Origin of the sequence: Leptothrix ochracea, assembly GCF_041083635.1 — a bacterium.
GTDB lineage: Bacteria > Pseudomonadota > Gammaproteobacteria > Burkholderiales > Burkholderiaceae_C > Sphaerotilus > Sphaerotilus ochraceus.
The window spans coordinates 1-23,310 of record NZ_JBFPHB010000039.1 but is presented as its reverse complement, the minus strand read 5'-3'; the positions used below and the strand labels follow the sequence as shown (position 1 = coordinate 23,310).

At 56.1% G+C, this 23,310-nt stretch carries 25 protein-coding genes; 9 read left to right on the top strand and 16 right to left on the bottom strand.

Annotation, left to right across the window (positions count from 1 at the left end):
• The 9 genes from AB3X39_RS12445 to AB3X39_RS12405 form a co-directional block, all read right to left on the bottom strand.
• The coding region (locus tag AB3X39_RS12445) for a hypothetical protein (RefSeq protein ID WP_369417703.1) at positions 1–805 on the bottom strand (805 nt) is incomplete at its 3' end.
• A gap of 92 nt (positions 806–897) precedes the next feature.
• On the bottom strand, positions 898–1,431 hold the full coding sequence (locus AB3X39_RS12440) for a c-type cytochrome (RefSeq protein WP_369417702.1): 534 nt from the start codon (positions 1,429–1,431) through the stop codon (positions 898–900).
• Positions 1,428–1,955: a quinol:electron acceptor oxidoreductase subunit ActD gene (locus AB3X39_RS12435; RefSeq protein ID WP_369417701.1), complete on the bottom strand. Its 528-nt coding sequence runs from the start codon at positions 1,953–1,955 to the stop codon at positions 1,428–1,430. The genes AB3X39_RS12440 and AB3X39_RS12435 overlap by 4 nt, the downstream gene beginning before the upstream one ends.
• A gap of 44 nt (positions 1,956–1,999) precedes the next feature.
• Entirely contained in the window at positions 2,000–3,430 is a 1,431-nt protein-coding gene (nrfD, locus tag AB3X39_RS12430; protein ID WP_369417700.1) for an NrfD/PsrC family molybdoenzyme membrane anchor subunit, read from the bottom strand.
• Positions 3,431–3,486: 56 nt separating this feature from the next.
• Positions 3,487–4,335 (bottom strand): 4Fe-4S dicluster domain-containing protein, encoded by an 849-nt coding sequence (locus tag AB3X39_RS12425; protein ID WP_369417699.1) that lies wholly within the window; start codon positions 4,333–4,335, stop codon positions 3,487–3,489.
• On the bottom strand, positions 4,322–6,562 hold the full coding sequence (locus tag AB3X39_RS12420; RefSeq protein WP_369417698.1) for a molybdopterin-containing oxidoreductase family protein: 2,241 nt from the start codon (positions 6,560–6,562) through the stop codon (positions 4,322–4,324). Before AB3X39_RS12420 ends, AB3X39_RS12425 begins: the two co-directional genes overlap by 14 nt.
• A 32-nt stretch (positions 6,563–6,594) precedes the next feature.
• On the bottom strand, positions 6,595–7,266 hold the full coding sequence (locus AB3X39_RS12415; protein ID WP_369417697.1) for a cytochrome c3 family protein: 672 nt from the start codon (positions 7,264–7,266) through the stop codon (positions 6,595–6,597).
• 267 nt (positions 7,267–7,533) lie between these two features.
• On the bottom strand, positions 7,534–8,727 hold the full coding sequence (locus AB3X39_RS12410) for an amino acid aminotransferase (RefSeq protein ID WP_369417696.1): 1,194 nt from the start codon (positions 8,725–8,727) through the stop codon (positions 7,534–7,536).
• A 30-nt stretch (positions 8,728–8,757) separates the two neighbouring features.
• A complete protein-coding gene (locus tag AB3X39_RS12405; RefSeq protein WP_369417695.1) occupies positions 8,758–9,246 on the bottom strand; it encodes a glutathione peroxidase in 489 nt (162 codons plus the stop codon).
• 167 nt (positions 9,247–9,413) lie between these two features.
• Here AB3X39_RS12405 and AB3X39_RS12400 point away from each other — a divergent pair, with 167 nt between their 5' ends.
• Positions 9,414–9,809 carry a hypothetical protein gene (locus AB3X39_RS12400; protein WP_156793922.1) on the top strand — a complete coding sequence of 132 codons (396 nt, stop codon included), beginning with the start codon at positions 9,414–9,416 and terminating at the stop codon, positions 9,807–9,809.
• Here AB3X39_RS12400 and lplT read toward each other — a convergent pair whose 3' ends face one another.
• A complete protein-coding gene (gene lplT / locus AB3X39_RS12395; protein ID WP_369417694.1) occupies positions 9,810–11,087 on the bottom strand; it encodes a lysophospholipid transporter LplT in 1,278 nt (425 codons plus the stop codon).
• A 92-nt stretch (positions 11,088–11,179) separates the two neighbouring features.
• On the opposite strand from lplT, the gene alr reads away from it, so the two are divergent.
• From alr to radA, 4 genes are read left to right on the top strand one after another with little or no spacing between them, the layout of a single operon-like run.
• Positions 11,180–12,349 (top strand): alanine racemase, encoded by a 1,170-nt coding sequence (gene alr, locus AB3X39_RS12390; RefSeq protein ID WP_369417693.1) that lies wholly within the window; start codon positions 11,180–11,182, stop codon positions 12,347–12,349.
• A gap of 48 nt (positions 12,350–12,397) precedes the next feature.
• Positions 12,398–12,958, top strand: coding sequence for a cytochrome b (locus AB3X39_RS12385; protein WP_369417692.1), 561 nt, complete (start codon positions 12,398–12,400; stop codon positions 12,956–12,958).
• 29 nt (positions 12,959–12,987) lie between these two features.
• A complete protein-coding gene (arfB, locus tag AB3X39_RS12380) occupies positions 12,988–13,389 on the top strand; it encodes an alternative ribosome rescue aminoacyl-tRNA hydrolase ArfB (RefSeq protein ID WP_369417691.1) in 402 nt (133 codons plus the stop codon).
• 32 nt (positions 13,390–13,421) lie between these two features.
• A complete protein-coding gene (radA, locus tag AB3X39_RS12375; protein WP_369417690.1) occupies positions 13,422–14,789 on the top strand; it encodes a DNA repair protein RadA in 1,368 nt (455 codons plus the stop codon).
• Between the two features lie 299 nt (positions 14,790–15,088).
• Here radA and ppnP read toward each other — a convergent pair whose 3' ends face one another.
• From ppnP to AB3X39_RS12345, 6 genes are all read right to left on the bottom strand, one after another.
• Positions 15,089–15,412 carry a pyrimidine/purine nucleoside phosphorylase gene (gene ppnP / locus AB3X39_RS12370; protein ID WP_369417689.1) on the bottom strand — a complete coding sequence of 108 codons (324 nt, stop codon included), beginning with the start codon at positions 15,410–15,412 and terminating at the stop codon, positions 15,089–15,091.
• Entirely contained in the window at positions 15,409–16,821 is a 1,413-nt protein-coding gene (locus tag AB3X39_RS12365) for an argininosuccinate synthase (RefSeq protein ID WP_369417688.1), read from the bottom strand. The genes ppnP and AB3X39_RS12365 overlap by 4 nt, the downstream gene beginning before the upstream one ends.
• 63 nt (positions 16,822–16,884) lie before the next feature.
• Positions 16,885–18,360: a serine/threonine protein kinase gene (locus AB3X39_RS12360; protein ID WP_369417687.1), complete on the bottom strand. Its 1,476-nt coding sequence runs from the start codon at positions 18,358–18,360 to the stop codon at positions 16,885–16,887.
• Positions 18,350–19,093: a metallophosphoesterase family protein gene (locus tag AB3X39_RS12355; RefSeq protein WP_369417686.1), complete on the bottom strand. Its 744-nt coding sequence runs from the start codon at positions 19,091–19,093 to the stop codon at positions 18,350–18,352. Before AB3X39_RS12355 ends, AB3X39_RS12360 begins: the two co-directional genes overlap by 11 nt.
• A 49-nt stretch (positions 19,094–19,142) precedes the next feature.
• A complete protein-coding gene (gene argF / locus AB3X39_RS12350) occupies positions 19,143–20,105 on the bottom strand; it encodes an ornithine carbamoyltransferase (protein ID WP_369417685.1) in 963 nt (320 codons plus the stop codon).
• Positions 20,102–21,298: an aspartate aminotransferase family protein gene (locus AB3X39_RS12345; protein WP_369417684.1), complete on the bottom strand. Its 1,197-nt coding sequence runs from the start codon at positions 21,296–21,298 to the stop codon at positions 20,102–20,104. Before AB3X39_RS12345 ends, argF begins: the two co-directional genes overlap by 4 nt.
• A gap of 221 nt (positions 21,299–21,519) precedes the next feature.
• Between AB3X39_RS12345 and AB3X39_RS12340 the strand changes: the two genes are divergently transcribed.
• The 4 genes from AB3X39_RS12340 to AB3X39_RS12325 all read left to right on the top strand — a co-directional run bounded on the left by AB3X39_RS12340 (position 21,520) and on the right by AB3X39_RS12325 (position 23,137).
• Complete coding sequence (locus tag AB3X39_RS12340; protein ID WP_407069700.1) at positions 21,520–21,822, top strand: DUF3579 domain-containing protein; 303 nt, start codon at positions 21,520–21,522, stop codon at positions 21,820–21,822.
• A 38-nt stretch (positions 21,823–21,860) separates the two neighbouring features.
• Complete coding sequence (locus AB3X39_RS12335; protein WP_369417683.1) at positions 21,861–22,064, top strand: hypothetical protein; 204 nt, start codon at positions 21,861–21,863, stop codon at positions 22,062–22,064.
• 96 nt (positions 22,065–22,160) lie between these two features.
• Positions 22,161–22,775: a glutathione S-transferase family protein gene (locus AB3X39_RS12330; RefSeq protein ID WP_369417682.1), complete on the top strand. Its 615-nt coding sequence runs from the start codon at positions 22,161–22,163 to the stop codon at positions 22,773–22,775.
• A gap of 53 nt (positions 22,776–22,828) precedes the next feature.
• Entirely contained in the window at positions 22,829–23,137 is a 309-nt protein-coding gene (locus AB3X39_RS12325) for an H-NS family nucleoid-associated regulatory protein (protein WP_369417681.1), read from the top strand.
• Positions 23,138–23,310: the final 173 nt, after the last annotated feature.

Below are 23,310 nucleotides of genomic sequence, written 5' to 3'. Positions count from 1 at the left end.
TGTGACGGCATGCCGGAAACACCAAGACGGGGAACGGTATGACAAACTTCAAGACAAAGAAGGACCAAAAGAGAACGCTGTAAGGACCATTCTGCATCTGGAAAAAGCGATCCGTTTCTTCGGCAAGGTTCCCATACCAAATCACAAGGTATTGAGAGAAGAAGAAATACACCCACAGAATTGTGAAGGCCAACAACATCTGTGCGAAATAGTTGGGAATATGATCTCCCATCGGCTTTGCCAATGCATGCGACCGACGAAGCGTAGCCACCACCACCACAAAGATAGCCAAGAACATGCCAAACATACTCACGAAGTGGTACATGGCATAGATCGGACTTTCCCAAAATGGCTTCAGCGTCATCTCAAAGTCCCACGCCACCATGGTGCAGAACAAAACATGCACAAAAGGCACAAAAATGGCGACATTTCTGAAATTAGCCATGTCATCCGGTGATCGCGCTGATTTGGCCTGTAGTTTGATAAAGAGTCCATAAACGACGCCAACCAACAAAAACCCGAGAATTTCACGAGTAGCCAAAAAGCCCAAATTATTCCATTTGGGCAAATCCTCATGGATATTTGTCCAAGGGAAGGTCATGTGGCCACCGAACAGCAGGACCAGCAAAAGAACAAACGCGAGGGGATAGAGCGAGAAGAAAGCTACGCTCAAAAATCGGACTTCAAAACGCCATTTGGCATTCACTAGGTGCAACAAGGCAGCTAGAGACACACCTGCCAGCGCAAGATGGAGGACGATCAAGAAGTCGACCGTCAAAACTGACCAGCTAGCAAACGGAATCACTCAGTTGCTCCTTTACAAGTAACACGACGCTGTGCGCTACTTGCGTTCTATGTAATGGGAGAGGTTTCGTACGATACGGTTTGGTAATCGTCTTACTTGACCCCAACGGCGACAGGCTTTTCACCCTTCAAGGCATGCCGAATGTAATTGATCAAATCCCAACGTTCACTAGGATACAAATCATTGGCATAAGAAGGCATGATGGCACCACCCAACGTCATATAACCAAAGATATAACCCTCTGGGAGTTCCTTTTGTACCTTATCTGTGGTCAGATCGTACGGTTTGAGAACCAGCTTTGCACCGACAGGGCCATCGCCTTGGCCCGAAGCGCCATGACAGGTTTCGCAGTAAATCTGGTACATGCGTTTCCCATTGGCTATCGACGCCGGTGTCGCTCGATTGGGATTGACCATTTTATTGGCGGCATCCATATCAGCCACACGAACGGTTCGTGTGCCAGCCGCAGGGACAGAATGCTGCGGATACTGACGCACGGCTTCCGGGCCCTTCTGGGGCTTCACGCTGATTTGATTGGCCATGTCGTTATTCCACGGCCACGCAAAACTCACAGCTGGCGCGATCACCAGGGCCATCGCGGCCACACAGTTTTTCAAGCACATCATGCTGCCTGCTCCCCAATGACTTCGGCGGCGTGGAAGCGATGGAAGATCGCATTCACTTCTTGGATGGCCGCCGGTTCTGCCTTCACCAAAATGCCAATCTTGTCTTCGGACACGCTGGCGTTGTACAGCGGGCTGCGGTTGCCCGGAAGCTTCCAAGCAATGAAACAGCCCACCACCGTCATGAGCACACCACACAGAATGAAGAACTCATAAGTCAACACAAAGTTGGGCGGCAGTGGAATCACCGGCTTCCCCCCTCGGTACTGCAAGAGAAAGCTCGCTTGTGACGAAGCGATGAACAAGAAGCCCAGCGCCGCTCCCAGAACGGCACCGATCAATGTGTATAGCTGAACATACACAGGCCGAGGCCCCAGAGACTCCGCCAGCTCTTGATGCTCAATCGGAGACTTGAGCACAACATCATCGATGCTGAATCCGTCAATACTGGACGACTTCAACGTTTCAATGACCTGAGCTGCTTCATCAAAATTATCGAAAAGTCCGAGCGTATGTGCTTTGGCCATTCGTTATTCCTCCATCCAACGTACTTGGATAACCTTCATGACGATCAGGCAGCCGTCTGATCAGCCTGCTTGTTTGTTTGGCGCGTTGCCTCAGAGCGGTGATAGACCATCTCTTTGACTTCGTACATGGAAATCGTCGGGAATATCTTGCAGAACAACATGAACAGCATGTTGAACCAGCCAAAGCTACCGATCACGATCGCGAACTGAATCCAGTTTGGCATCCAGTCATCCGACCATGTCCAAGGATGATGCCCGTGGGAGAACGTCGGCGTCACGATCATGAAACGCTCTAACCACATCCCCAGATTCAGAAGAATCGAAACCATCATCATGGTGGTCATATGACCGCGCAGCGACTTGAAAGCCAAGGTCAGCGGCACCACCGAACCCAAGAAATTCATCGCCCACCAATAAGGTGCATAGGGCCCCGTCGCACGATAAATCAGGGTTTCCTTGGCATATTCATTATCACCGTACCAGACCGAAGCGTATTCGATCAAGTTCAGGTAGGTCCAGACCATGGCGATCGCAAAAGTCAGTTTGCAAATCTTGTCCAAGATCGGCTTCGTCATGTATTCCTCGAAGCGGAACACGTAACGCAGAATGATGAACAGCGTGATGATGGCCGCACATCCTGAGTACAAGGCACCCGCCACAAAATAGGGCGGGAACGATGTCACATGCCAGCCAGGCTGGATGGAAACAGCAAAGTCAGTGGCCACGATGGAATGCACCGACACCGCCAACGGAATCAAGAAGCACGCGATGGTCAAGTAGGTCACACGAAAATTGGCCCACTGACGATCCGTTCCCATCCACCCCAAGGAGAGAAGGCGATAAAAAGTCTTGCGGAAACCCGTGGCACGATCTCGACAAATGGCCAAGTCAGGAATCATCCCGAAGTACAGGAACACGATCGACGAAGTCAGGTAGGTACTGATGGCGATCCCATCCCAAACCAGCGGCGAGGCAAAGTTCGGCCAAGTCCAACGTTCATTTGGATACGGAATGACGTAATAAAACTCCCACAAGCGCCCCAAGTGAATCATGACGAACAAACCCGCTGTCATCAGCGAGAACGTTGTCATGGCTTCTGCAAAGCGATAGATGGGCTTGCGCCAGTCAGCATGCATCAAGTGAAGAATGGCCGACAACAATGTTCCAGAGTGGCTCATGCCAATCCAGAAAATGAAGGTTGAAATATACAACCCCCAAACCTGAGGATTTCTCAGGCCTGCAACGCCAAGTCCTTCTTCATATTGGTAGTAGGCACAAGCCACGCCCACCATGAAGACCAAGAATGACACAGCAAAGATCACCCAATAGGCCGCCCGAGGACGATCCATGCTTTTGAGCACATCTTTATTGATCTTGGCCCAAGCGATATCTTCATTGATATCCTTGTCCTTGCGTACGAAACGTCGTTCAACAAGAACTTCGTCATCGTGCGACATATTCATCTTGTCAGCCATTATGTTTTGCCCCAGTGCTGATAAGCCATTCGCTGATTGCCATTGTGACCGGCGTCTCAAGCTGCAGAATCACGAATCCGTTCCAGATAGACCACAGAAGGATACGTCCGGAGCTCTTCGAAAATACGATAACCGCGTACGCCTTCTTCTTTCTCCTGCTTATCACTGGCGATATTGACCTGCTGCTTGCGCCAGATCTTGGCCACATCCGATTCAGGATCGGCCATATTGCCAAAGTGAATGGCCGATGTCGGACAGGCTTGCGCGCACGCAGTCATCACTTCACCGTCATAAACCTTCCGCCCTTCCGATTTCGCTTGACTCTTTGCTTCGGTCAAACGCTGAACACAGAAGGTGCACTTTTCCATGACGCCCTTGCTGCGCACCGTCACGTCTGGATTCAACTGCTGCTCCATGGGCTGCGGCCATGCCCCCGACTTCGGATAGTCAAACCAGTTGAAATACCGCACCTTGTACGGGCAGTTGGCTGAGCAGTAACGCGAGCCGATGCAGCGGTTGTAAACCTGAGAGTTCAACCCATCCAGCGTATGGTGGGTGGCCCCCACAGGACAAACGGTTTCGCAGGGCGCAGCTTCGCACTGCTGGCACATCATGGGCAAGAATTGAGCACCCTGCTCTGGGAACTCCTTGTCCATTTGCTTGCCTTCACCCCAGTAGCGCTCAATGCGAATCCAGTGCATGGCCTGACCACGACTGAAATTCTCTTTCCCAACCACCGGCAAGTTATTCTCAGCGTAGCAAGCAGTAGTGCAGGCGCTGCAACCAATGCATGTATCCAAGTCAATAACCATGCCCCACTTATAGTCACTGTCTTTATACTGATCCTGAACCGGACGGGCCGTCCGGTAGGAACTCCAGTTTTTAAGCAGATTAGTGATTGACATTATTCACCTCGTGCGCAAGATCAACCTTATCCGCAGCGATCGTGGCCACCAACTTGCGGCCATGCTGTGTATTCGCTGCACCCTCATCCTTGGCAAACTTTTCGTGCGTACGGGTCTTGCGAATCATCACACGGGTTGCATTCAGAGCCAGCTCACCGGTTTGTTGATCAAAAATAGGATTGATGATCTTCAAAGGATTGACACCCACATGGCTTGCATAACGCCCCATATTTTCATGACCCTGTCCGATCGGAATAGAAATGACTTTCGGATGGATCCCAGGGAACAAATAGGCTTTGGCGCGAATCAATCCATTGGCGGACTGAACCTCCAGAATATCGCCTTCATCGATGTGCAAGGCTTCCGCAGTCTTCGGATGCAGCTCAACCCATGAATCCCAAACCACGGTGGTGAGTGAGTCGGGAGACTCTTGCATCCAAGGCAGATTGGCATGCGCGCCGTCGCGGAAATTACCCCGGACGCTAGGCACCAAATGGAATGGGAACGAGGCCTCTTCCAAGAAAACATCGGGCTGCTTCACCATCGCCGCCTTGACTTGCACGCTCAGCGGCGAGGCAGGGGCCTCAACATGCAACACACCGGCACTGAGCGCTGCGTCCCAGAAGCTTTCGGTATCGGCCGCAGCGTCCTTGAACGCTGACTTGGCTTGCACCACCGAGCTCTTGAGATAGGCGAAGTAATCGGGATAGCTCTTGTAAGCATCCGCTTTTCTCAGCTTGAGCAAATCAAGCAAGACATCACCCAACGAACGCGTGTCCTTGTGCAGCTTTTCCATCAAAGGTTGCTGCATACCGATCTGAACACCATGCGGTTGGTAGCTGGCCACGTGCGTGCCAAAGTCTTCCATGGAAGAAAGCAGCGGCAGCACCAGATCGCATTCGGCCGCAGTTTCATCGATTTGCTGCGCCAAGGCGACCTTGAAAGGCACTTTTTTCAGGTTTTCAGCAAAGCGCATGAAATCCGGGGCGCTATAAACCGGGTTCGTATCGTGAATCAGCAGCGCCTGGCACTTGCCTGCGGCCATGACTTTGTTGAAGTCCATCAGGGCCGCCGTGCTACCCGAAACCGGCGCCAACTGCGGGAATGGGCTGGCACCGGGTCGCTCCAAGGTCTTGCCCATGTTGTCAAGAATGACGTTGAGCAACATGATGGCCGCGACATTCTCCGAGCCGTGGGCATGCCCTTCGGCCGAAGCACCGGCCAGCACCAAGCTTGGCGCTTTCTCCCAGAGCAGCGAGGCCACATGAGGCACCATGTGGGCCGGCACGCCCGTGGTGCGACTGACGAATTCCGGGGTGTACGGCTTGATCAATTCATGGATTTCAGCCGGAACGGTGTGCTCGTACTCCTTGTGGTGCATCAACTCGCGGGCGATCCCCAGCGCCATCACGCCTTCGGTGCCCGGAATGATCGGCACCCAACGATCCGCGTTCGCCCCCGTCAAGGTCATCTTGGGCTCAATTTGAACCAGCGTGCCCCGATCCGGTTTTCTGAACTTGGCGTATTGACCCGCAAAGTGCACCGGCGAAACACCCGTGCCCATGAAGTCATTGCCAAACGACAACACCATCTTGGCCTTGTCGAGATGCACCAGCGGCTGCTCGACGCCGAACATTTTCTTGTGCACAGCGGCAGCCACGGTTGACGACAACGCCTCGTAGACCACGTGGCGACCGCCGGACTCGAACGAATCCATGAAGTTGCGCAGCAACGCCTTTTGATGACCGCTGACATCCCCCGTCATGAAGGCCACCTGCTCACCACTCAACTTGCTGGCAGGCCCCAATTTCTCGGTCAGCAACGCCATGGCTTTTTCCCATGTCGTTTCTTTGAGGGCATTGCCCTCACGGACCATCGGCACCGTCAGCCGATCTGGGTGGTAATGCGCCTGAACCGCAGCCTGACCGAGACCGCAGATCTTGCCCGCATTGATCACGGAACTGCGGCTACCTTCGAGCTTCAGAACCCGACCTTCCCGCACTCGGCCCATCACGCCGCAACCGGAACTGCACTGCGTGCAGGTCGAGGCGTAATAAACACCAACACCGGGAACCACGAAATCCTCAGGCTGAACACTGGACTGCACCAATTCAGCGCCTGACTCGATGGACGTGTTGCCACATCCCGTCACAGCCAAGGCGGTACCACCCAAGCCAAGAACCTTCAATAGGTCTCTACGATTCACAAACTTTGCGTCGCTGGTCATTCACTTCTCCATACACCAAAAGTGGCTCGCAATCACTTATGACAAGCCCAGCAATCACCCGGCCCATTGGATCCAGCCTTTTGGCCGATCGCATCGTCCTTGTGCTCTTTTTCATGGCAACTGACGCACCACCCCATGGTCAGCGACTTGACTCGGCGAGCCACCGTCATGGAAGAAACATCCCCATGGCAGTACCCACAAGCTTCCTTGATGGGCCGGTCCTGCTTCACGTAGAAACGCTGCACATGTCGCTCATGATTGAAACGAACAAAGTCAGGCAAATCATGGACTTTCTTCCATGGAATGGCCTCTTTCTTCTCCCAATACTCCATGAGCTTTTTAATTCTCGGCTTCTCAGCGACAGACGGTATACCCTGGTGACAGCCAATACATTTATTAAGCCGAGGGATACCCGCAACAGCACTGCGCCTGCCATAACTATGGCAATACAGGCAATTGATACCCATCGTACCCGCATGCGTATCATGCGGAAATTCAATCGGCTGCTCGACAACCGGGCCCAAATTTCCAAAACCATCACTGGTTTGGGAGCCGATAGCACCACCAGAAACAAATGGCTCCGCCAGTACCTGCCCACCAAACAGGATACCCGTCACGAGACATAGCAGGCGTAGACAATCCATCATTACCTGTGACCCAAAAAGTTTTCGAATAAACGCCGCACTCACCGAGCGCAGAACCACCAACCGTCAGCCATCAACTGAAAAATCTAACTTGCTGCACCTTATTTCAACGCAACAACTTTATTAAATTTATTAAGATTCAAGCTGACACTCTTCAATTTTCTTACACGGGGTACAGGATGTATATCCATAAATACCCGATAGCACGGCGCAAGAAAAGTGAATGGTCGATTAAGAAAACTTTGGGTTGATCGCACAGATCAACCGTGAAGACAATATCATGATTGAGTGATATTCAAACCCATCAAGGGGGGTACCCCCCTTTGATCAGGACATCACGGCCAGCAAGGCCCGGGCTGAGGATTCAATGTTGTGCGAATTAAGGCCCGCCACACAAAGCCGTCCTGAACGCAAGATGTACACACCGTGCTCTTCGCGCAAACGATCGGCCTGTCGCGTGTTCAAACCGGTGTAGCTGAACATGCCGCGCTGCGCCACAAAATAATCAAGATCACGATCCGGCAGGCCAGCCTGCAAGATGCTGACCAACCGCTCCCGCATGATCTTGATGCGCTCGCGCATGCCGTTGAGTTCATCGTTCCAAGCCCGACGCAACGTCGGCGTATTCAACACTTGGGCGACCAGCCGTGCTCCGTGCATGGGCGGACTGGAATAGTTCTTCCGCACCGCCACTTGCAATTGCCCCAGAACTCGGTCGGCCTCAGGACGCGTTGGCGTGATCACCGACAAGCCACCGCAGCGTTCACCGTACAGCGAAAAATTCTTCGAGAACGAATTGGCGATGAATGCCGGAACACCGGCATCCGCCAAAGCACGCACGGCGTAAGCGTCTTCTTCCACCCCATCCCCAAAACCTTGATAGGCCATATCGACGAAGGGAATCAAGCCACGCTCAGCCAACACGGCGATCACGGCATCCCACTGTGCACGGCTCAAATCCACACCAGTGGGGTTGTGGCAACACGCGTGCAACAACACGATGGCACGAGCCGGTAACTGCGCCAAGGTCGCGAGCATCGCCTCAAAGGCCACGCCGCCCCTGACTGGGTCGTAATACGGGTAGGTTTGGACCGGAAAGCCTGCGCCTTCGAACATCGCCCGGTGGTTATCCCAGCTTGGATCGCTGAGCCACACGGTTGAATCGGGGAAATACGCCTTCAGAAAATCAGCTCCAACCCGTAGGGCGCCCGAACCACCCAAGGTCTGGATCGTCACAATACGACCGTCAAGCACCGCCGGATGATCGACCCCAAACACCAAGGTCTGGACCGCTGTGCGATACGCCGCAAGACCGACCATGGGCAAATAGGATTTAGGACCGATCTGCGCCAACAAGCTGGACTCCGCCTGACGCACGGCCGACATCACCGGTACGTGGCCCTGATCATCAAAGTAGATGCCAATCGAAAGGTTGATTTTGTCCGCCCGTGGATCCTTCTGAAAATTCTCATTCAGAGTCAGGATCGGGTCACCCGCATAGGGATCGACATGTTCAAACATGGGAAAGTCCTCGCACCAAAGAGGCGGGGATTATTGCCCTTGCAACAAGGCTTGATCCACCGCTGCGTGCAATTGCTCAGGCCGAGTCTGCGGTGCATAGCGACCCAGGACCCGACCATCTCGACCAACCAAGAACTTGGTGAAGTTCCACTTGATCGCCTGCGTGCCAAGAACGCCAGGGGCTTGCTCCTTGAGCCAAACAAACAAAGGCTCGGCGTGCGAACCATTGACATCGACCTTGGCCATCAAGGGAAAGTCAACGCTGTAGCGGCTCATACAGAAAGCGGCGATCTCAACCGCTGAACCGGGCTCCTGCCCACCGAACTGGTTGCATGGAAAACCCAACACCACCAACCCTTGGTCTCGCCGATGGTGCCAAAGCGCCTGCAAACCCGCCAATTGCGGCGTGAACCCACAGGCACTGGCGGTATTGACCACCAACACCACCTTGTTGTGCAGCGTGGCCAAGGCCAAGTCAGTCCCCTCCAAGGTCGTGACGACGAAATCATGAAAGCCCATGTGCATCCTCATCGCTGTGGCTCAAAACCCGAAAGGCACGAAGGTGCACCGTAAGGAATGCACGCTTTAAACCCAGGCCCACCAAGCCCCCCCCTTCAGGGGTCTGCGCTTGATTGACGTCAAATTCCCGGGGCGCCAAGAATGGTCACGAACCACTTTTGCACATCATGCCCCGCACCCATCAAGTCGCCATCATTGGATTCAGCCGCTTTGAGCTGGAGACCTTGGTGACCTATTTCCGGCTCACCACATCGAGCCAACCCGGCCACACCAGCTACCGTTTGGTGCGCTCCATGCGATCGAGTGAATTGATCCTTGTCGATACCGATTTGCCCAAAGCGCTGAACGCAGTTCAAGCAGCGGGCCGAGCCAGCGATTGCATCTGCATTGGTCGTGCGCGTGGTTTTGGCAACGCCTTGGCGTATCTGCCCCGACCCATCGATGCCTTGCGCGTCAAACGGGTGCTGGATCAATTGATCGATCGCCACAGTGACACCCACGCCCAAGTGCACCCCGACTTGATCGAACTCCCTCGGCACCGACCGGGACGTCGCTTGCAATGATCAGTGTCGGTCTGAGCGAGCGATGGTCAGCAAATGCTCCACCTCGGTCGGATAGCGATGCACATTGCGTCGATGCCAGAGCCCGATCAGCAACATCATGCCAGCCACCAACACCCCAAAAATCGTGATGGCCGCGAAGGCTGTCATGCCCCAGCGGGTGAAGCCGGCGTAGAGCGCGCCCAGAGCAAGGATGCAGGTTTGCTCATTGAAGTTCTGAACAGCGATGGAGCGCCCCGCTCCCATGAGGTTGTGACCCCGGTGTTGCAGCAAAGCATTCATGGGGACCACCAAAAAGCCCCCCAAACCGCCCAAAACGATCAAAAACGGCACCGCCACCCAAACGTTGCTGATGCCATTCATGAACACCACCAGCAACCCCATTGTGACCCCAAGCGGGATCACCTTGGGCGCGTGGTCCAGCCGCATCATCATCGAGGCCATCACAGCGCCGATCGCTGTGCCGACCGCCACCACACCCACCAACGACGAGGCTTGCGTGGTGGTGTAGCCCAGAGCGACCGAAGCCCATGCCAAAACGATGTAACGCAGATTGCCACTGACGCCCCAGAACAGGGTGGTCGTGGCCAAAGAAATTTGCCCCAGCCGATCACGCCACAACCGACGGTTGCAAGACATGAAATCCGGCAACAGGGCCAAAAGACGATGCGGCAATGGCTCCAAAGGCACATCCGTACGTGGGATGTAGAGGTTGAAGAGTGCCGCGAGCACATAAAGCAACACGATGGACGCGATCGCCGCTTCGGGCGGTGTATCCACACCGGTATCGAGCCCCGGCACGTCCAGCGCCAACAGGTACGGGGCCATGTGTGGCCCGATCAACTGCCCACCCAGCAAGACCCCCAAGATGATGGATGTGATGGTCAACCCCTCAATCCAACCATTGGCCTTGACCAACTGTGACGGCGGCAGCAATTCCGTCAAGATGCCGTATTTGGCCGGCGAATAGGCCGCAGCCCCAAGGCCGACGATGGCATAAGCCGCCAGCGGATGCGTGCCAAAGAGCATCGTCAAACAGCCCACCACCTTGATGCCGTTCGAATACAGCATCACCCGACCTTTGGGCACCGCATCGGCGAAAGCGCCCACAAACGGTGCCAAGATCACGTAGAACAAGGCGAACATCGGCACCAAGGCAGCGCGCTGCCACTCTTCGGCGCCCGAAGTCTTAAGCAGTTCAACCGCCGCGACAAACAAGGCGTTGTCGGCCAGCGAGCTGAAGAACTGCGCTGACATGATGGTGTAGAAACCTTTTTTCATTCGGCGGTAGAGATGGCGCAACGCGGCCGGTTTATAGCACGGCCCCTTGCTGCTGCACCAAAGAAGGTCTCCGTGACTGGCAAAATTGACGCATGCCACGCCCCATTGAAGCCCTTATTCACCCCTCGGCCCTCGAACATAACCTGCGCATCATTCGCCGCCATGCCGGCGATGCCCGTCTTTGGGCGGTGGTGAAAGCCGATGCCTACGGGCACGGTATCGAACATGTGTATGCCGGCCTTCAAGGAGCCGACGGACTGGCCCTACTTGATCTCGAAGAAGCCGAACGCGTGCGAGCGCTGGGTTGGCGCGGCCCAGTGCTGTTGCTCGAAGGCTGTTTCGAGCCCCGCGATCTGGAACTCTGTTCCCGCCTGAATCTTTGGCACGCTGTTCACTGTGAAGAGCAAATCGACTGGCTTGCCACCCACAAAACCACCCTGCCTCATCAGGTTTTCTTGAAGATGAACAGCGGCATGAACCGGCTGGGATTTTCAGCACCGGCTTTTCGTACCGCTTGGAGTCGCCTGAACGCTTTGGCCCAAGTGGACGACATCGGGCTCATGACCCACTTCTCGGATGCTGACGCGCTGCGCTTGGGCCGAGACGGCATTGCCCATCAATTGGCGGTTTTTGCCCAAACCACCGCTGACCTCCCCGGTCATCGCAGTTTGGCCAACAGCGCCGCGCTCTTGCGTCATGCCCATCGTCCCTTGGAAACGCACCCTGCCGCAGGTAGCGAACCGTTGAGCGTGGCTGCCGATTGGGTGCGGGCCGGGGTGGCCCTTTATGGTGCAACGCCTGACTATCCCGACCACAGCGCCGCGCACTGGTCCTTGCGACCCGCCATGTCGCTGCATAGCCGTTTGGTCGCCACCCAACAGCTCCAAGCCGGTGACACGGTCGGCTACGGCAGCCTGTACACCGCGCCCCAGGCCATGCGCATCGGCATCGTTGCCTGTGGCTATGCCGATGGTTACCCACGTCACGCGGCGGTGGACAACCAACACGGCACACCGATCCTTGTCGATGGTGTACGGACCCGGCTCGTGGGCCGCGTCTCCATGGATATGCTCGCTGTCGATCTGGAGCCCATCCGAGCCGCAGGCCACAACGCTGAAATCGGCAGCCCCGTGACCCTCTGGGGCCAAGGGCCGCACCAAAGCCACTTACCCATCGACGAAGTCGCGCACGCAGCAGGCACGATTGGCTATGAGTTGATGTGCGCCCTGTCACGCCGTGTGCCGGTGCGTATCGACGGATAATCGCGCCACGATTGGCTCCATTTCTCGACGTTCAACATCCACCACACCATGTCGTCTCTTCCCTTACAAGACACACCGAACCTGTATGGCCGACTGTCACGCCTTGCCCATTGGGGTGGGGCCCTGCTCGTGATCACCATGCTGGCCGTTGGTATCACGTTCGACGAAGCCCCACGCGGTAGCGAATTCCGCGCCTCGATGAAGGCTCTGCACATCAGCCTAGGTGCCAGCGTGTGGCTCCTGCTGGTGGGGCGCATCCTGTGGCGCGTCAAACAAAACCGCGCAGGCCTGTCCCCACGACCCTTGTCCACCGTCGGCTGGCAGTTGCTGCTTGAGCGCGGTGTGCATATCGGCCTGCTGTTGGCGCTGACAGCCCTGCTTTGCAGCGGTCCCTTGATTGTCTGGACAGGCGGCAAGCCCATCAACATCTTTGGTCTGCTTCAACTGGCCAGCCCACTGACCGAGAACAAAGGCCTGCACACAGCCTTGGAAGAAGGTCACGAACTGATGGCCAACCTGCTGTTTGGCCTGTTGGTGCTGCACATCGCGGGCGCCCTGCGTCACGGCTTGGGTTCGCTGCGCCGCATGTCTGGCCCGGTGCGCGGATAAGCCGCCACCACGGTTGTTGATGTCGCGGCATGACCCACGCCAAGATCTTGCCGCACGAGGTCCACATCACGGCCATCCGCGCCCAAGGTGCGGGTGGCCAAAACGTCAACAAGGTGTCGAACGCCGTTCATCTGCGCTTCGACATCCACGCCTCCAGCCTGCCGCAAGAGCTTAAGGCGCGCCTCTTGGCATGGTCCGACCACCGCATCACCCAAGAGGGGGTGATCGTCATCAAGGCGCAGGAACACCGCAGCCTAGAGATGAACCGGGCCGAGGCCCTCACCCGATTGCAAGCCCTGATCGATCAAGCCGTTCACGTCGATCGCCCCCGCAAGGCCACTCGCCCGACCCAGGGCTCAAAAGTCCGCCGCCTGACGGGCAAAACCCAACGCGGTGAGATCAAGGCGCTGCGCGGACGGGTCAGCGATTAAACGACGGCGGTGGATTGAGGTAACGTGCCCCCATGGCCCGTGAAAAAACCCTCTACACCTGCCGCGAGTGCGGTGGCACGAATCCGAAGTGGCTGGGGCAGTGTCCCCATTGCCGAGCCTGGAACACCTTGGAAGAAGGCTTGGCGGAACCCCCAGCGGGTTCCGCCAAAAATCGCTTTCAAGCCCTGACCCGCAGCCAACCGGTCGCCACCTTGAGCGAGTTGGCGGCAGGAGATGTGTCACGCACCCCCACAGGCTTGCCAGAACTGGACCGGGTGCTGGGCGGCGGTATTGTCGAAGGCGGGGTGATTCTGATTGGCGGTGACCCCGGTATCGGCAAGAGCACCTTGCTTTTGCAAGCGGTGGATGCCCTCTCCAACCGCATGAAAGTGCTCTACGTCACCGGCGAAGAATCCGGCGCCCAAGTCGCTCTACGCGCTCACCGACTCGGCCTCGCAGGCACCCACGTGCGGGTGGTGGCCGAAATCGGTTTGGAGCGAATTCTGGCCACCATCGAGGTGGAGCAGCCAGCCTTTTGCGTCATCGATTCGATTCAGACCCTTTATTCGGAACAACTCAGCTCAGCCCCCGGTTCAGTCGCGCAAGTGCGTGAATGCGCCGCGCAACTGACCCGTACCGCCAAAGCCAGCGGCTGCACCATGGTGCTGGTCGGGCACGTCACCAAAGAAGGTACGCTGGCGGGGCCACGGGTGCTGGAACATATTGTCGATACCGTGCTTTATTTTGAAGGGGATACCCATTCCAGTTTCCGATTGGTCCGCGCTTTTAAAAATCGATTTGGCGCGGTCAATGAAATTGGGGTTTTCGCCATGACTGAAATGGGGCTGAAAGGCGTATCGAACCCAAGCGCCATCTTCCTTTCCACCCATTCAACCCCGGTGCCCGGAGCTTGCGTGCTGGTCACCCTTGAAGGGACGCGCCCCTTGCTGGTGGAGATCCAAGCTTTGGTGGATGGCGGCGGCCCGAGCCCACGGCGGCTATCGGTCGGCCTAGACCGCGACCGACTTGCCATGCTGCTGGCCGTGCTGCATCGCCATGCTGGGGTGTCCTGCGCCGACCAAGACGTCTTTGTGAACGCGGTCGGCGGGGTACGCATCAACGAACCCGCGGCCGATTTGGCCGTGCTGCTGGCCATTCAAAGCAGCTTGCGCGGCAAGCCGCTCCCTCAAGGCTTTGTGGCTTTTGGTGAAGTTGGCCTTGCGGGTGAAGTCCGCCCGGCACCCCGGGGTCAGGAGCGCTTGCGTGAAGCGGCCAAGCTCGGTTTTTCAACGGCCGTGGTGCCGCGCGCCAATGCACCGAAAAAACCCATTGACGGCATCACCATCCATGCCGTGGACCGCATCGAAGAAGCCATCGATATGGTCAGATCCCTGAGTTGACGTCACCTTCGAAAATCATACTCATTTGTCTTAGACAAACATGAATCAATACTCGAATATATAAACAGAACCTGAATCCAAAATAATCACCGTCGTGCAAAAACGACAAGCCACGGTGAAATCGTCACAAGGCGATTCATCGATACAAAGCATCAAATTAAATCGATCCTACAATCGACGACATGCAATCCTTATCAATCCTCGGGTTGCATACCCTATGAATTGAGCGGCCAATATCAGCTACTCGGCTGAATCAATCCAGAACAGCCAGCGCAAGATGCATTGCGCTGGCTGTTTTTTTACTGCCCGAAATGGCAGATGTAGTGATACGGCGCGCCTTCCACCTTGATCTGGAAGCTGGCGTTGCCGGGCACGTCAAACTTCTGGCCGGGACCAAAGGTTTGCCAGTCAGTCGAACCCGGCAACAGCACGCTGCAAGCGCCCGCCACGGTTTCCATCACTTCTGGCGCACCGGTGTTGAAGGTGAGCTGCGAGGGCAGGATCACGCCGACGCTCTTTTTGCTGCCATCAGCCAGCGTCACGCCATGCGAAACGCACTTGCCGTCGAAGTACACATTGGCTTGGGTGCCGACTGCGGTCACCGCGAGTTGAGAATGGCTCATGCTTTAACTTTCTTCGACGCTGCCTTCTTAGGAGCAGCCGTTTTCACTGTTTTGACGGGCGCAGCCACAGCCACGGCATCCTTCAGAGCCTTACCCGGCTTGAAGCGAACCACCGCAGCCTTTTTCTTGGCTGGCGCAGCGGCGGCGACCGCTTCAGCAGCCACCACCGGCTTTGGCGCGCGCGCCGCACGGGCGTTGGCAGCGATGCGCAGGCGCAGTGCGTTGAGCTTGATGAAGCCGCCAGCGTCAGCTTGGTTGTACGCGCCACCGTCGTCATCGAACGTCGAGATTTTCGGATCGAACAGGCTGTCGGTGAGCGACTCGCGGCCCACGCACATGATGGTGCCCTTGTAGAGCTTCAACTTGACCGTGCCGTTCACGGTGGCTTGGCTGGCGTCGATCAAACCTTGCAGCAAGACGCGCTCGGGCGCAAACCAGTAACCGTTGTAGACCATGCGCGCGTAACGCGGCATCAGATCTTCCTTGAGGGCCAGCACTTCACGGTCGAGCGTGATCGACTCGATGGCACGGTGCCCCGCCAGCAAAATCGTGCCGCCCGGGGTTTCGTAGCAGCCCCGGCTCTTCATGCCGACATAGCGGTTCTCAACCTTGTCCAGACGACCCACGCCGTGCAGGCCGCCGATCTCGTTGAGCTTGGTCAGCACTTGGGCCGGAGAGAGCCGCTCGCCGTCGATCGCCACCACATCGCCCTTTTCATAGCTCAGTTCGATGATTTGCGGCTTGTTCGGGGCCTTCTCCGGGCTCTTGGTCAGACGCCACATGCTGTCTTCGGGCGCGAAATTCGGATCTTCGAGGATGCCGCCTTCATAGCTGATGTGCAGCAAATTGGCATCCATCGAGTACGGCGCACCGCCGCCCTTGCGCTTCTTGAAATCGACCGGAATGCCGTGTTCATCGGCGTAGGCCAGCATGCTTTCACGGCTGGAAAGCGTCCATTCGCGCCACGGAGCAATCACCTTCACGCCGGGCATCAGCGCGTAAGCACCGAGCTCGAAACGCACTTGGTCGTTGCCCTTGCCCGTCGCACCGTGGCTGATGGCGTCAGCGTTGGTCTTTTGGGCGATTTCGATCAGGCGCTTGGCAATCAAGGGCCGAGCAATCGACGTGCCGAGCAGGTATTCGCCTTCATAGAGGGCGTTAGCACGGAACATCGGGAAGACGAAATCGCGCACAAACTCTTCGCGCAGGTCTTCGATAAAGATGTTTTCGGGCTTGATGCCCATCTTGATGGCCTTGGCGCGAGCCGGCTCGATTTCCTCGCCTTGGCCGATATCGGCGGTGAAGGTCACCACCTCGCACTGATACTGATCCTGAAGCCACTTCAGGATGATGGAGGTGTCCAAACCGCCCGAATAGGCGAGGACGACGCGCTTGATGGCTTGTGACATGGTCGTTTTCTAGGAAAGAAAGAAAAGGAAATCGGAGCGGATTGTAGGTGCGTCAGGGAGGAACTAACCGGCTTGACGAGCCTCGCTGGGCACACGCACCACCGTGACGGTGCAATCGGCCTTGGCCACCACTTGGGAAGACACGCTGCCCAGATAACGCCGCAAGGCCGAGTTACCACGCGCACCCATGACGATGTGATCGATTTGATTGCGCTGCGCAAAATCAACCAAGGCCGTGGCGGCATCGGGCGCTTCGAGCACATGAAAGGTCAATCGTTCTTCGGACAGGTCCAACGCACGCTCCAACGGCCGAGCCCAATGCTTGAGTCCCACCAATTGCTTCACGTGCAAACTCTGTCCCTGGGCATCGGTGAGTTCGTCGATGCCAATGCGCGCAGTTTTCATGACACTGACACAGGCGAGGCGCGCGCCTTTTTCTGTCACGACGATGCGATAAACCGTCTCGTGCAGCAAGTCGAGCAAGTCCGGGGTGGCCCCTTGGACATCCACCGCCGCCATGATGATCGGCGCCCGCTTCAACTGCTCCACGGCCCCGCCCCGAGCCGAAGGTTCTGCACCGATGGCTTTGAACCACCGTTTGATATGGGTCCATCGCCCGACGGACCCCACCCGTTCCGCCCGATCAGTGAGGTGGATTTGTTCGGGATGCAGCAGGTCTTGGGCCAAATGGGCGGCACTGGGATGACGCTGATCCGCTTGAACCTCAAGGCAGCGCAAGATCACCTCTTGCAACCAAGGCGGACAATCCGGCCGCAAAACGCGCGGAGCGACGGGCTCTTTGTAGAGCCGCTCACGCAGGCCACGCACACTGACGGGGGCCCCAAAGGGCCGCTCACCGGTGGTCAAGTGATAAAGAATCACCCCCAACGCAAACAGATCACTTCGGGGCTCAGAGCGCAAGAACTGCACTTGCTCCGGCGACATATAAGGCCCGGTGCCCATGGGGAGATCAAACTCTTCGTCCAGCAAATCGGGCAAGAAATCATGCCGCGACAAGCCGTAATCGACCAAAACCGCCTCTCCGCCGTGCCCATCGGCTTGCTCCGGCCGAAACAGGATATTGCTCGGTTTGATATCGAGATGAATCACATGCTGCCGGTGCAAATCATGCAAGGCCAAGGCCACCTTGGCGCCGATCGCAGCGATGTCTTCGAAGGGCAGCGGTTTTTTCTCCAAGAGCTGCGCCCGCAATGACACCCCAGGAATCTGCTCCATGACGATGTAAGGACGCTTGGAAAAATCACCCCGGGCGATGCACTTGGGCACATGCGGCCCGCTCAACATCGGCAGAATCATCTGCTCGACTTCAAAGCCCACGATGGTGGCCGGATCCTCGCCCCCCTTGATACGCGGCACTTTCATCAGCATCGGCTGAGCATGGTCCGGATGGCTGACGAGCCAAAGGTTGGCCATGCCGCCTTGATGCAGGATGTCTTCCAGCAAAAAGCCATCAATGACCTCGCCCTTTTCAGGGGGCGTCGGATAGCCAAGCTCTGGGCGCGGCCCGTTAGTTGCCATGAGCCAACCGCTCCCCAAGCACCCGTGGCAACCCTGCTGCAATGATCTTGGCCGCTGTGGTCTCAAAATCGTAGGGCACGCGATGGAACGTCAACGTATACCGGTCGGTATCAAACAACGCCCAGCAAGCCGCAGGATTGCCATCCCGAGGTTGACCCACGGCCCCCGGCAAAGCCAACCACTGCCGATGAGACGGCACCGGCACTGCGACGCCAGGCGTTGGCGTGAAATCGGCGATCTTGCCGGTGCTGGAGAGGTGATAGAGCTTGGGGGTATGCACATGCCCCGAAAAGCTGTGTCGTGCCCGGGTCGCATGCATGCTGCGAATCGCCTCAGAGCGCGTCAGGATGTAGTCCCACTCGGTTGGCGCGTAGGCGTTGGCATGCGCAAAGAAGCAGCCGCTTTCTTCCGAGGTGTAGGGCAAATCGGCCAGAAACTCGATCTGCGCGGGCGTGAGCTGAGAACGCGTCCAAGCGATCACGCGACGCGCTTCTTCGATCAGGTTGGCGCTCGGACCACGCACCACGGCGTCGTCATGATTGCCCCGAATCGCGATCGCGCCTTGACTGACCAGATCTTGAACTTTGGTCACCATCCAAGATGGATCAGCGGCATAACCGACGAAATCGCCCAACAAAGCGATGCGATCAGCGCCGTGCAGATGGGCCTGTTCCAAGCAAGCCTCGAAGGCTTCCCGGTTGGCATGAAGATCACTGAACAAAGCCAGTTTCACAGGAATACGCTCCTTGGCATGCGCTTGGCGCTTAGAGACAACTCAGGCTTTAGCCAATCCGCCCGACCAAAAGAAATTCCATCAGGGCCTTCTGAACATGCAACCGGTTTTCCGCCTCATCCCAGACCACCGACTGTGGCCCGTCGATCACATCGGCGCTAACCTCCTCACCCCGATGCGCTGGCAGGCAGTGCATAAAAAGTGCGTCCGGCTTGGCCACGGCCATCATCTCAGCATTCACACGCCAGTTGGCGAAAGCGTCTTGGCGCGCAGCGTTCTCAGCCTCAAACCCCATGCTGGTCCAAACGTCGGTGGTGACCAGATCGGCGCCTGCGCAAGCTTGCATCGGGTCATCAAACACGCGATAGCAGTCTTTGTTGCGAATACCTGCCACGACTGGATCGACTTCATAGCCGCTGGGCGTACTGACGTGCACGGTAAACCCCAGAATCTCGGCCGCTTGCAACCAAGTGTTGGCCATGTTGTTGCCATCACCGACCCAAGCCACCACCCGATTCTTCAGCGAAGCCAAGTCATAGCCCTTGGCGCCCAGTGAAGCCCGATGTTCCAAGTAAGTGAACAAATCGGCCAAGATCTGGCAGGGGTGAAATTCGTTGGTCAACCCATTGATCACGGGCACGCGGGAATGCGCTGCAAAACGTTCGATCTTGGTCTGCTCGTAGGTACGAATCATCACCAGATCGACCATACGGCTGATCACGCGGGCGCTGTCTTCGATCGGCTCGGAACGACCCAGTTGGCTATCGCCCGTGGTCAGATGCACCACCGAGCCACCCATCTGATACATACCCGCCTCAAAACTCACCCGGGTACGGGTCGAGGCTTTTTCGAAAATCATCGCCAAAGTGCGATCAGAAAGGGGCTGGTATTTTTCGTAGTTCTTGAACCGCTGTTTGATGACGCGAGCCCGTTCAAACAAGTAGGCATATTCCTCAGCGCGCAAGTCCTTAAACTGTAGGTAATGCTTCATCAAACTGCGACCAGGTTTCATGCTGCGCTTCCAGACAAGAATTTTTTGATCAAGGGCACCAGAATCGCCACAATTTCTGCCGCTTCTTCGCTGCTGAGAATCAAGGGGGGCACCAAACGAATCACCCGGTCAGCCGTCACGCTCAACAACAAACCCGCATGAGCCGCCTGCGCCAGCAACTCACCGCATGGACGATCCAGCTCAATGCCAATCATCAAGCCATAACCGCGCACTTCGAGAACACCCTCAACGTCGGCCAAACCCTCTGACAACGCGGCCATGAGCTGCGTGCCAACGGTTGCAGCGTTGTAAAGCAACCCGTCTTCTTCCATGATGCGCAAGGTTTCAAACCCCGCCCGCATGGACAGCGGATTGCCGCCAAAAGTCGTGCCGTGATTGCCCGGCTGGAAAATCGTGGCAGCTTTCGGGCCGCACACCACCGCACCGATCGGCACCCCTGAACCCAAACCTTTGGCCAAAGGCATCACGTCGGGTTGGATATCGGCCCACTGGTGGGCAAACCATTTGCCGGTACGACCGATCCCGCATTGCACTTCGTCGAGCATCAAGAGCCAACCCTTGGCGTCGCACCATTCACGCACTTGGCGCAAATACTCCCAACGTGCTGCGTTGATGCCGCCTTCACCTTGGATGGTTTCCAAGAAAACCGCCACCACATTGGGCCGCTCGGCGGCCACGCGTTCGATAGCAGCCATATCGTTCAGGGGCACACGCACAAAGCCTTCGACCAAGGGGCCGAAACCGGCCTGAACTTTTGGATTGCCCGTGGCCGACAGCGTCGCAATAGAGCGTCCATGGAAAGCCTTCTCATAGACGATCACCTCGGGACGATCAATGCCTTTGTCATGCCCAAACTTGCGGGCAAGCTTCAATGCAGCCTCGTTGGCCTCAAGCCCGCTATTGCAAAAGAAAACGTTGCTCAGGCCCGACAACTCCACCAACTTCGCGGCCAGTTGCTCTTGCAAGGGCACGTGGTAGTAGTTGCAGCAATGGATCAACTTGGCCATCTGTTCTTGCAGTGCCGGCACCAGCTTGGGATGTGCATGACCCAACGTATTGACAGCGATGCCGCCCAGACCGTCCAGATAGACCCGACCGTCCGTGTCCCAGACCCGGCAGCCCTGTCCATGGGACAACGCTATCGGCAACCGGCCGTAGGTTTTCATCACATGCGGTTCAACTGGCACGCTCATCTCAGGCTACTCCTCAATCGTCATAAAAAAAGACACCCGGCACGAACCGCAGTGCGCGACGAATTCTAAGCGCGTACCACCTGACAGGCTGAAGACAGCCAAGCTATTGATACTCGCGCGGCATGTGTCTCGAGAGATCGGCTACATCATCTATCACGAAGTGCACAACCCGGGCTAACGCGTACCCTCCGTGAGAATCGACAAGAAAGGGCCCGTAGATCGTGATCAAGGTCAAGAAACACCGCGAATTTTTTATTCAGGGCCTGACACACCATGGCCGAACCTTCCGCCCCAGCGACTGGGCGGAGCGACTAGCAGGAGCCATGTCCTGTTTTCGCCCCGAAGGTCCAACTTCGGGCGGGGTTCAACGAGGCATCAGTTACTCACCCTACTGCATCCCTACCGTCATTGACGGCATCAAATGCGTTGTCGTTCATGAAGGCCTGAGGGACTTAGAACCCATGGCATGGGACTTCGTCATGAACTTTGCTCGTGACAATGATCTTCAAGTGAAAGAAAACTAAGCGTAGACTGGCCGCTGCTTCACCGTAGGGTGGTCATCATGCAAGCAACCGAGTTCACGACCACGGTACAAAACCGATTCATTCAAGTTCCTGCGCCGGAAAACCTTCCCGAAGGTGCAACGGTGCGAGTTTTGGTCCTTTTTGAGCCCCAACATCCTGAGGTTGACGGCAACACCGAGGCGACCTTCGAAGCGTGGGATGCCTTGCTGAGTTCGATGCCCCCCGAACCCAAAGAACGTTAAACATTGCCGAGGACAAGCGCCGTAGAAGGCCCTTGGAGATAGAATTGGCTGGCTTGCTTTGCCCTCTTTTTATCTCACTCTTATCGGCAGTTGTTCATGCGCCTACTCGGTTCACTCACCAGTCCTTACGTGCGCAAAGTGCGTATCGTTCTGGCAGAAAAGAAAATAGATTACCAGTTTGAGCTGGATGATGTCTGGAATCAACAGGCGCCCATTCATTCACTGAATCCCTTGGGCAAAGTACCATGCCTCATTTTAGAGAGTCATTTTTCTATTTTCGACTCTCGAGCCATTATTGAATACGTGGACTCCCTCTCCGCAGAGAACCCGCTGATTCCGATGCCCGGCCAAGGGCGTGCCGAGGTTCGTGTCTGGGAGTCTTTGGCAGAAGGTATTCTCGATGCAGCTGTCTCCGCCCGACTAGAAGCAACATGGCCTGGGCGAACACAAGAAGAACGATGCCAAGCGTGGATTGACCGACAGATGAGCAAGATAGAGTCAGCGCTACAATTTGCTTCTAGCAAACTAGCTGATCGTCTTTTTTGTGTTGCTGGAGCATATAGCTTGGCAGACATATCACTTGTCTGTGCTTTAGATTATCTTGATTTTAGATTCCAAGATTTAGGATGGAAAAATAGATTTACAAATCTATCCAATCTGCAATCGAGCATCAATAATCGAGCCAGCTTTATGGCATTGCGAACCATCTAAAAATGATGCAACGGCACCTGCGCAAGGCCTAGTTAACAGAAAATACATAGACCATGACCAGCGCTCATTCAGATGATCGTGAAGCAGAGAAAATTGCTGTCATAAGAACCATCCGAAAACTGATGGATTTCTGGCGCATATCTCCCAGCGAGCTTCGTGGCCCCATGCCCAAAATGATGGGGAAATCACCCATTATTCTTTACAAGCACCCTCTATCTGGTGAGGAGTGGGACGGCCGAGGGAAACAGCCTGAATGGCTGCGACTCGCACTGACAAAGGAAGGTTATACCGTCGATGAAATTCGATGGAAAGAAGCTACATTGCCATCACCCTCCCCCCATCCCTCAAACGATCCACAGTAAAAAAGGAGCCAAGGCTCCTTTTTTGATTCGATGGCAAGAATGATTTTTCAACAAACCCGTTCTTCCAAAAGCACAAAGCCTAAAGCCCTCACGAGGAGGGCTTTGGGTGTTTCTTCTTAGAAGAGGGGTGCCTGACGATGACCTACTTTCACATGCGAATGCACACTATCATC

Coding starts and splice junctions, on each gene's coding strand:
- AB3X39_RS12425 (WP_369417699.1), bottom strand. CDS start 4,335: ATGTCAATCACTAATCTGCTTAAAAACTGGAGTTCCTACCGGACGGCC.
- arfB (WP_369417691.1), top strand. CDS start 12,988: ATGACCCACGCCAAGATCTTGCCGCACGAGGTCCACATCACGGCCATC.
- AB3X39_RS12345 (WP_369417684.1), bottom strand. CDS start 21,298: ATGAGCGTGCCAGTTGAACCGCATGTGATGAAAACCTACGGCCGGTTG.
- AB3X39_RS12435 (WP_369417701.1), bottom strand. CDS start 1,955: ATGGCCAAAGCACATACGCTCGGACTTTTCGATAATTTTGATGAAGCA.
- lplT (WP_369417694.1), bottom strand. CDS start 11,087: ATGAAAAAAGGTTTCTACACCATCATGTCAGCGCAGTTCTTCAGCTCG.
- AB3X39_RS12440 (WP_369417702.1), bottom strand. CDS start 1,431: ATGATGTGCTTGAAAAACTGTGTGGCCGCGATGGCCCTGGTGATCGCG.
- radA (WP_369417690.1), top strand. CDS start 13,422: ATGGCCCGTGAAAAAACCCTCTACACCTGCCGCGAGTGCGGTGGCACG.
- AB3X39_RS12385 (WP_369417692.1), top strand. CDS start 12,398: ATGTCGTCTCTTCCCTTACAAGACACACCGAACCTGTATGGCCGACTG.
- AB3X39_RS12330 (WP_369417682.1), top strand. CDS start 22,161: ATGCGCCTACTCGGTTCACTCACCAGTCCTTACGTGCGCAAAGTGCGT.
- AB3X39_RS12400 (WP_156793922.1), top strand. CDS start 9,414: ATGCCCCGCACCCATCAAGTCGCCATCATTGGATTCAGCCGCTTTGAG.
- AB3X39_RS12325 (WP_369417681.1), top strand. CDS start 22,829: ATGACCAGCGCTCATTCAGATGATCGTGAAGCAGAGAAAATTGCTGTC.
- AB3X39_RS12410 (WP_369417696.1), bottom strand. CDS start 8,727: ATGTTTGAACATGTCGATCCCTATGCGGGTGACCCGATCCTGACTCTG.
- AB3X39_RS12365 (WP_369417688.1), bottom strand. CDS start 16,821: ATGTCACAAGCCATCAAGCGCGTCGTCCTCGCCTATTCGGGCGGTTTG.
- ppnP (WP_369417689.1), bottom strand. CDS start 15,412: ATGAGCCATTCTCAACTCGCGGTGACCGCAGTCGGCACCCAAGCCAAT.
- AB3X39_RS12420 (WP_369417698.1), bottom strand. CDS start 6,562: ATGACCAGCGACGCAAAGTTTGTGAATCGTAGAGACCTATTGAAGGTT.
- AB3X39_RS12405 (WP_369417695.1), bottom strand. CDS start 9,246: ATGGGCTTTCATGATTTCGTCGTCACGACCTTGGAGGGGACTGACTTG.
- alr (WP_369417693.1), top strand. CDS start 11,180: ATGCCACGCCCCATTGAAGCCCTTATTCACCCCTCGGCCCTCGAACAT.
- AB3X39_RS12360 (WP_369417687.1), bottom strand. CDS start 18,360: ATGGCAACTAACGGGCCGCGCCCAGAGCTTGGCTATCCGACGCCCCCT.
- AB3X39_RS12335 (WP_369417683.1), top strand. CDS start 21,861: ATGCAAGCAACCGAGTTCACGACCACGGTACAAAACCGATTCATTCAA.
- argF (WP_369417685.1), bottom strand. CDS start 20,105: ATGAAACCTGGTCGCAGTTTGATGAAGCATTACCTACAGTTTAAGGAC.
- nrfD (WP_369417700.1), bottom strand. CDS start 3,430: ATGGCTGACAAGATGAATATGTCGCACGATGACGAAGTTCTTGTTGAA.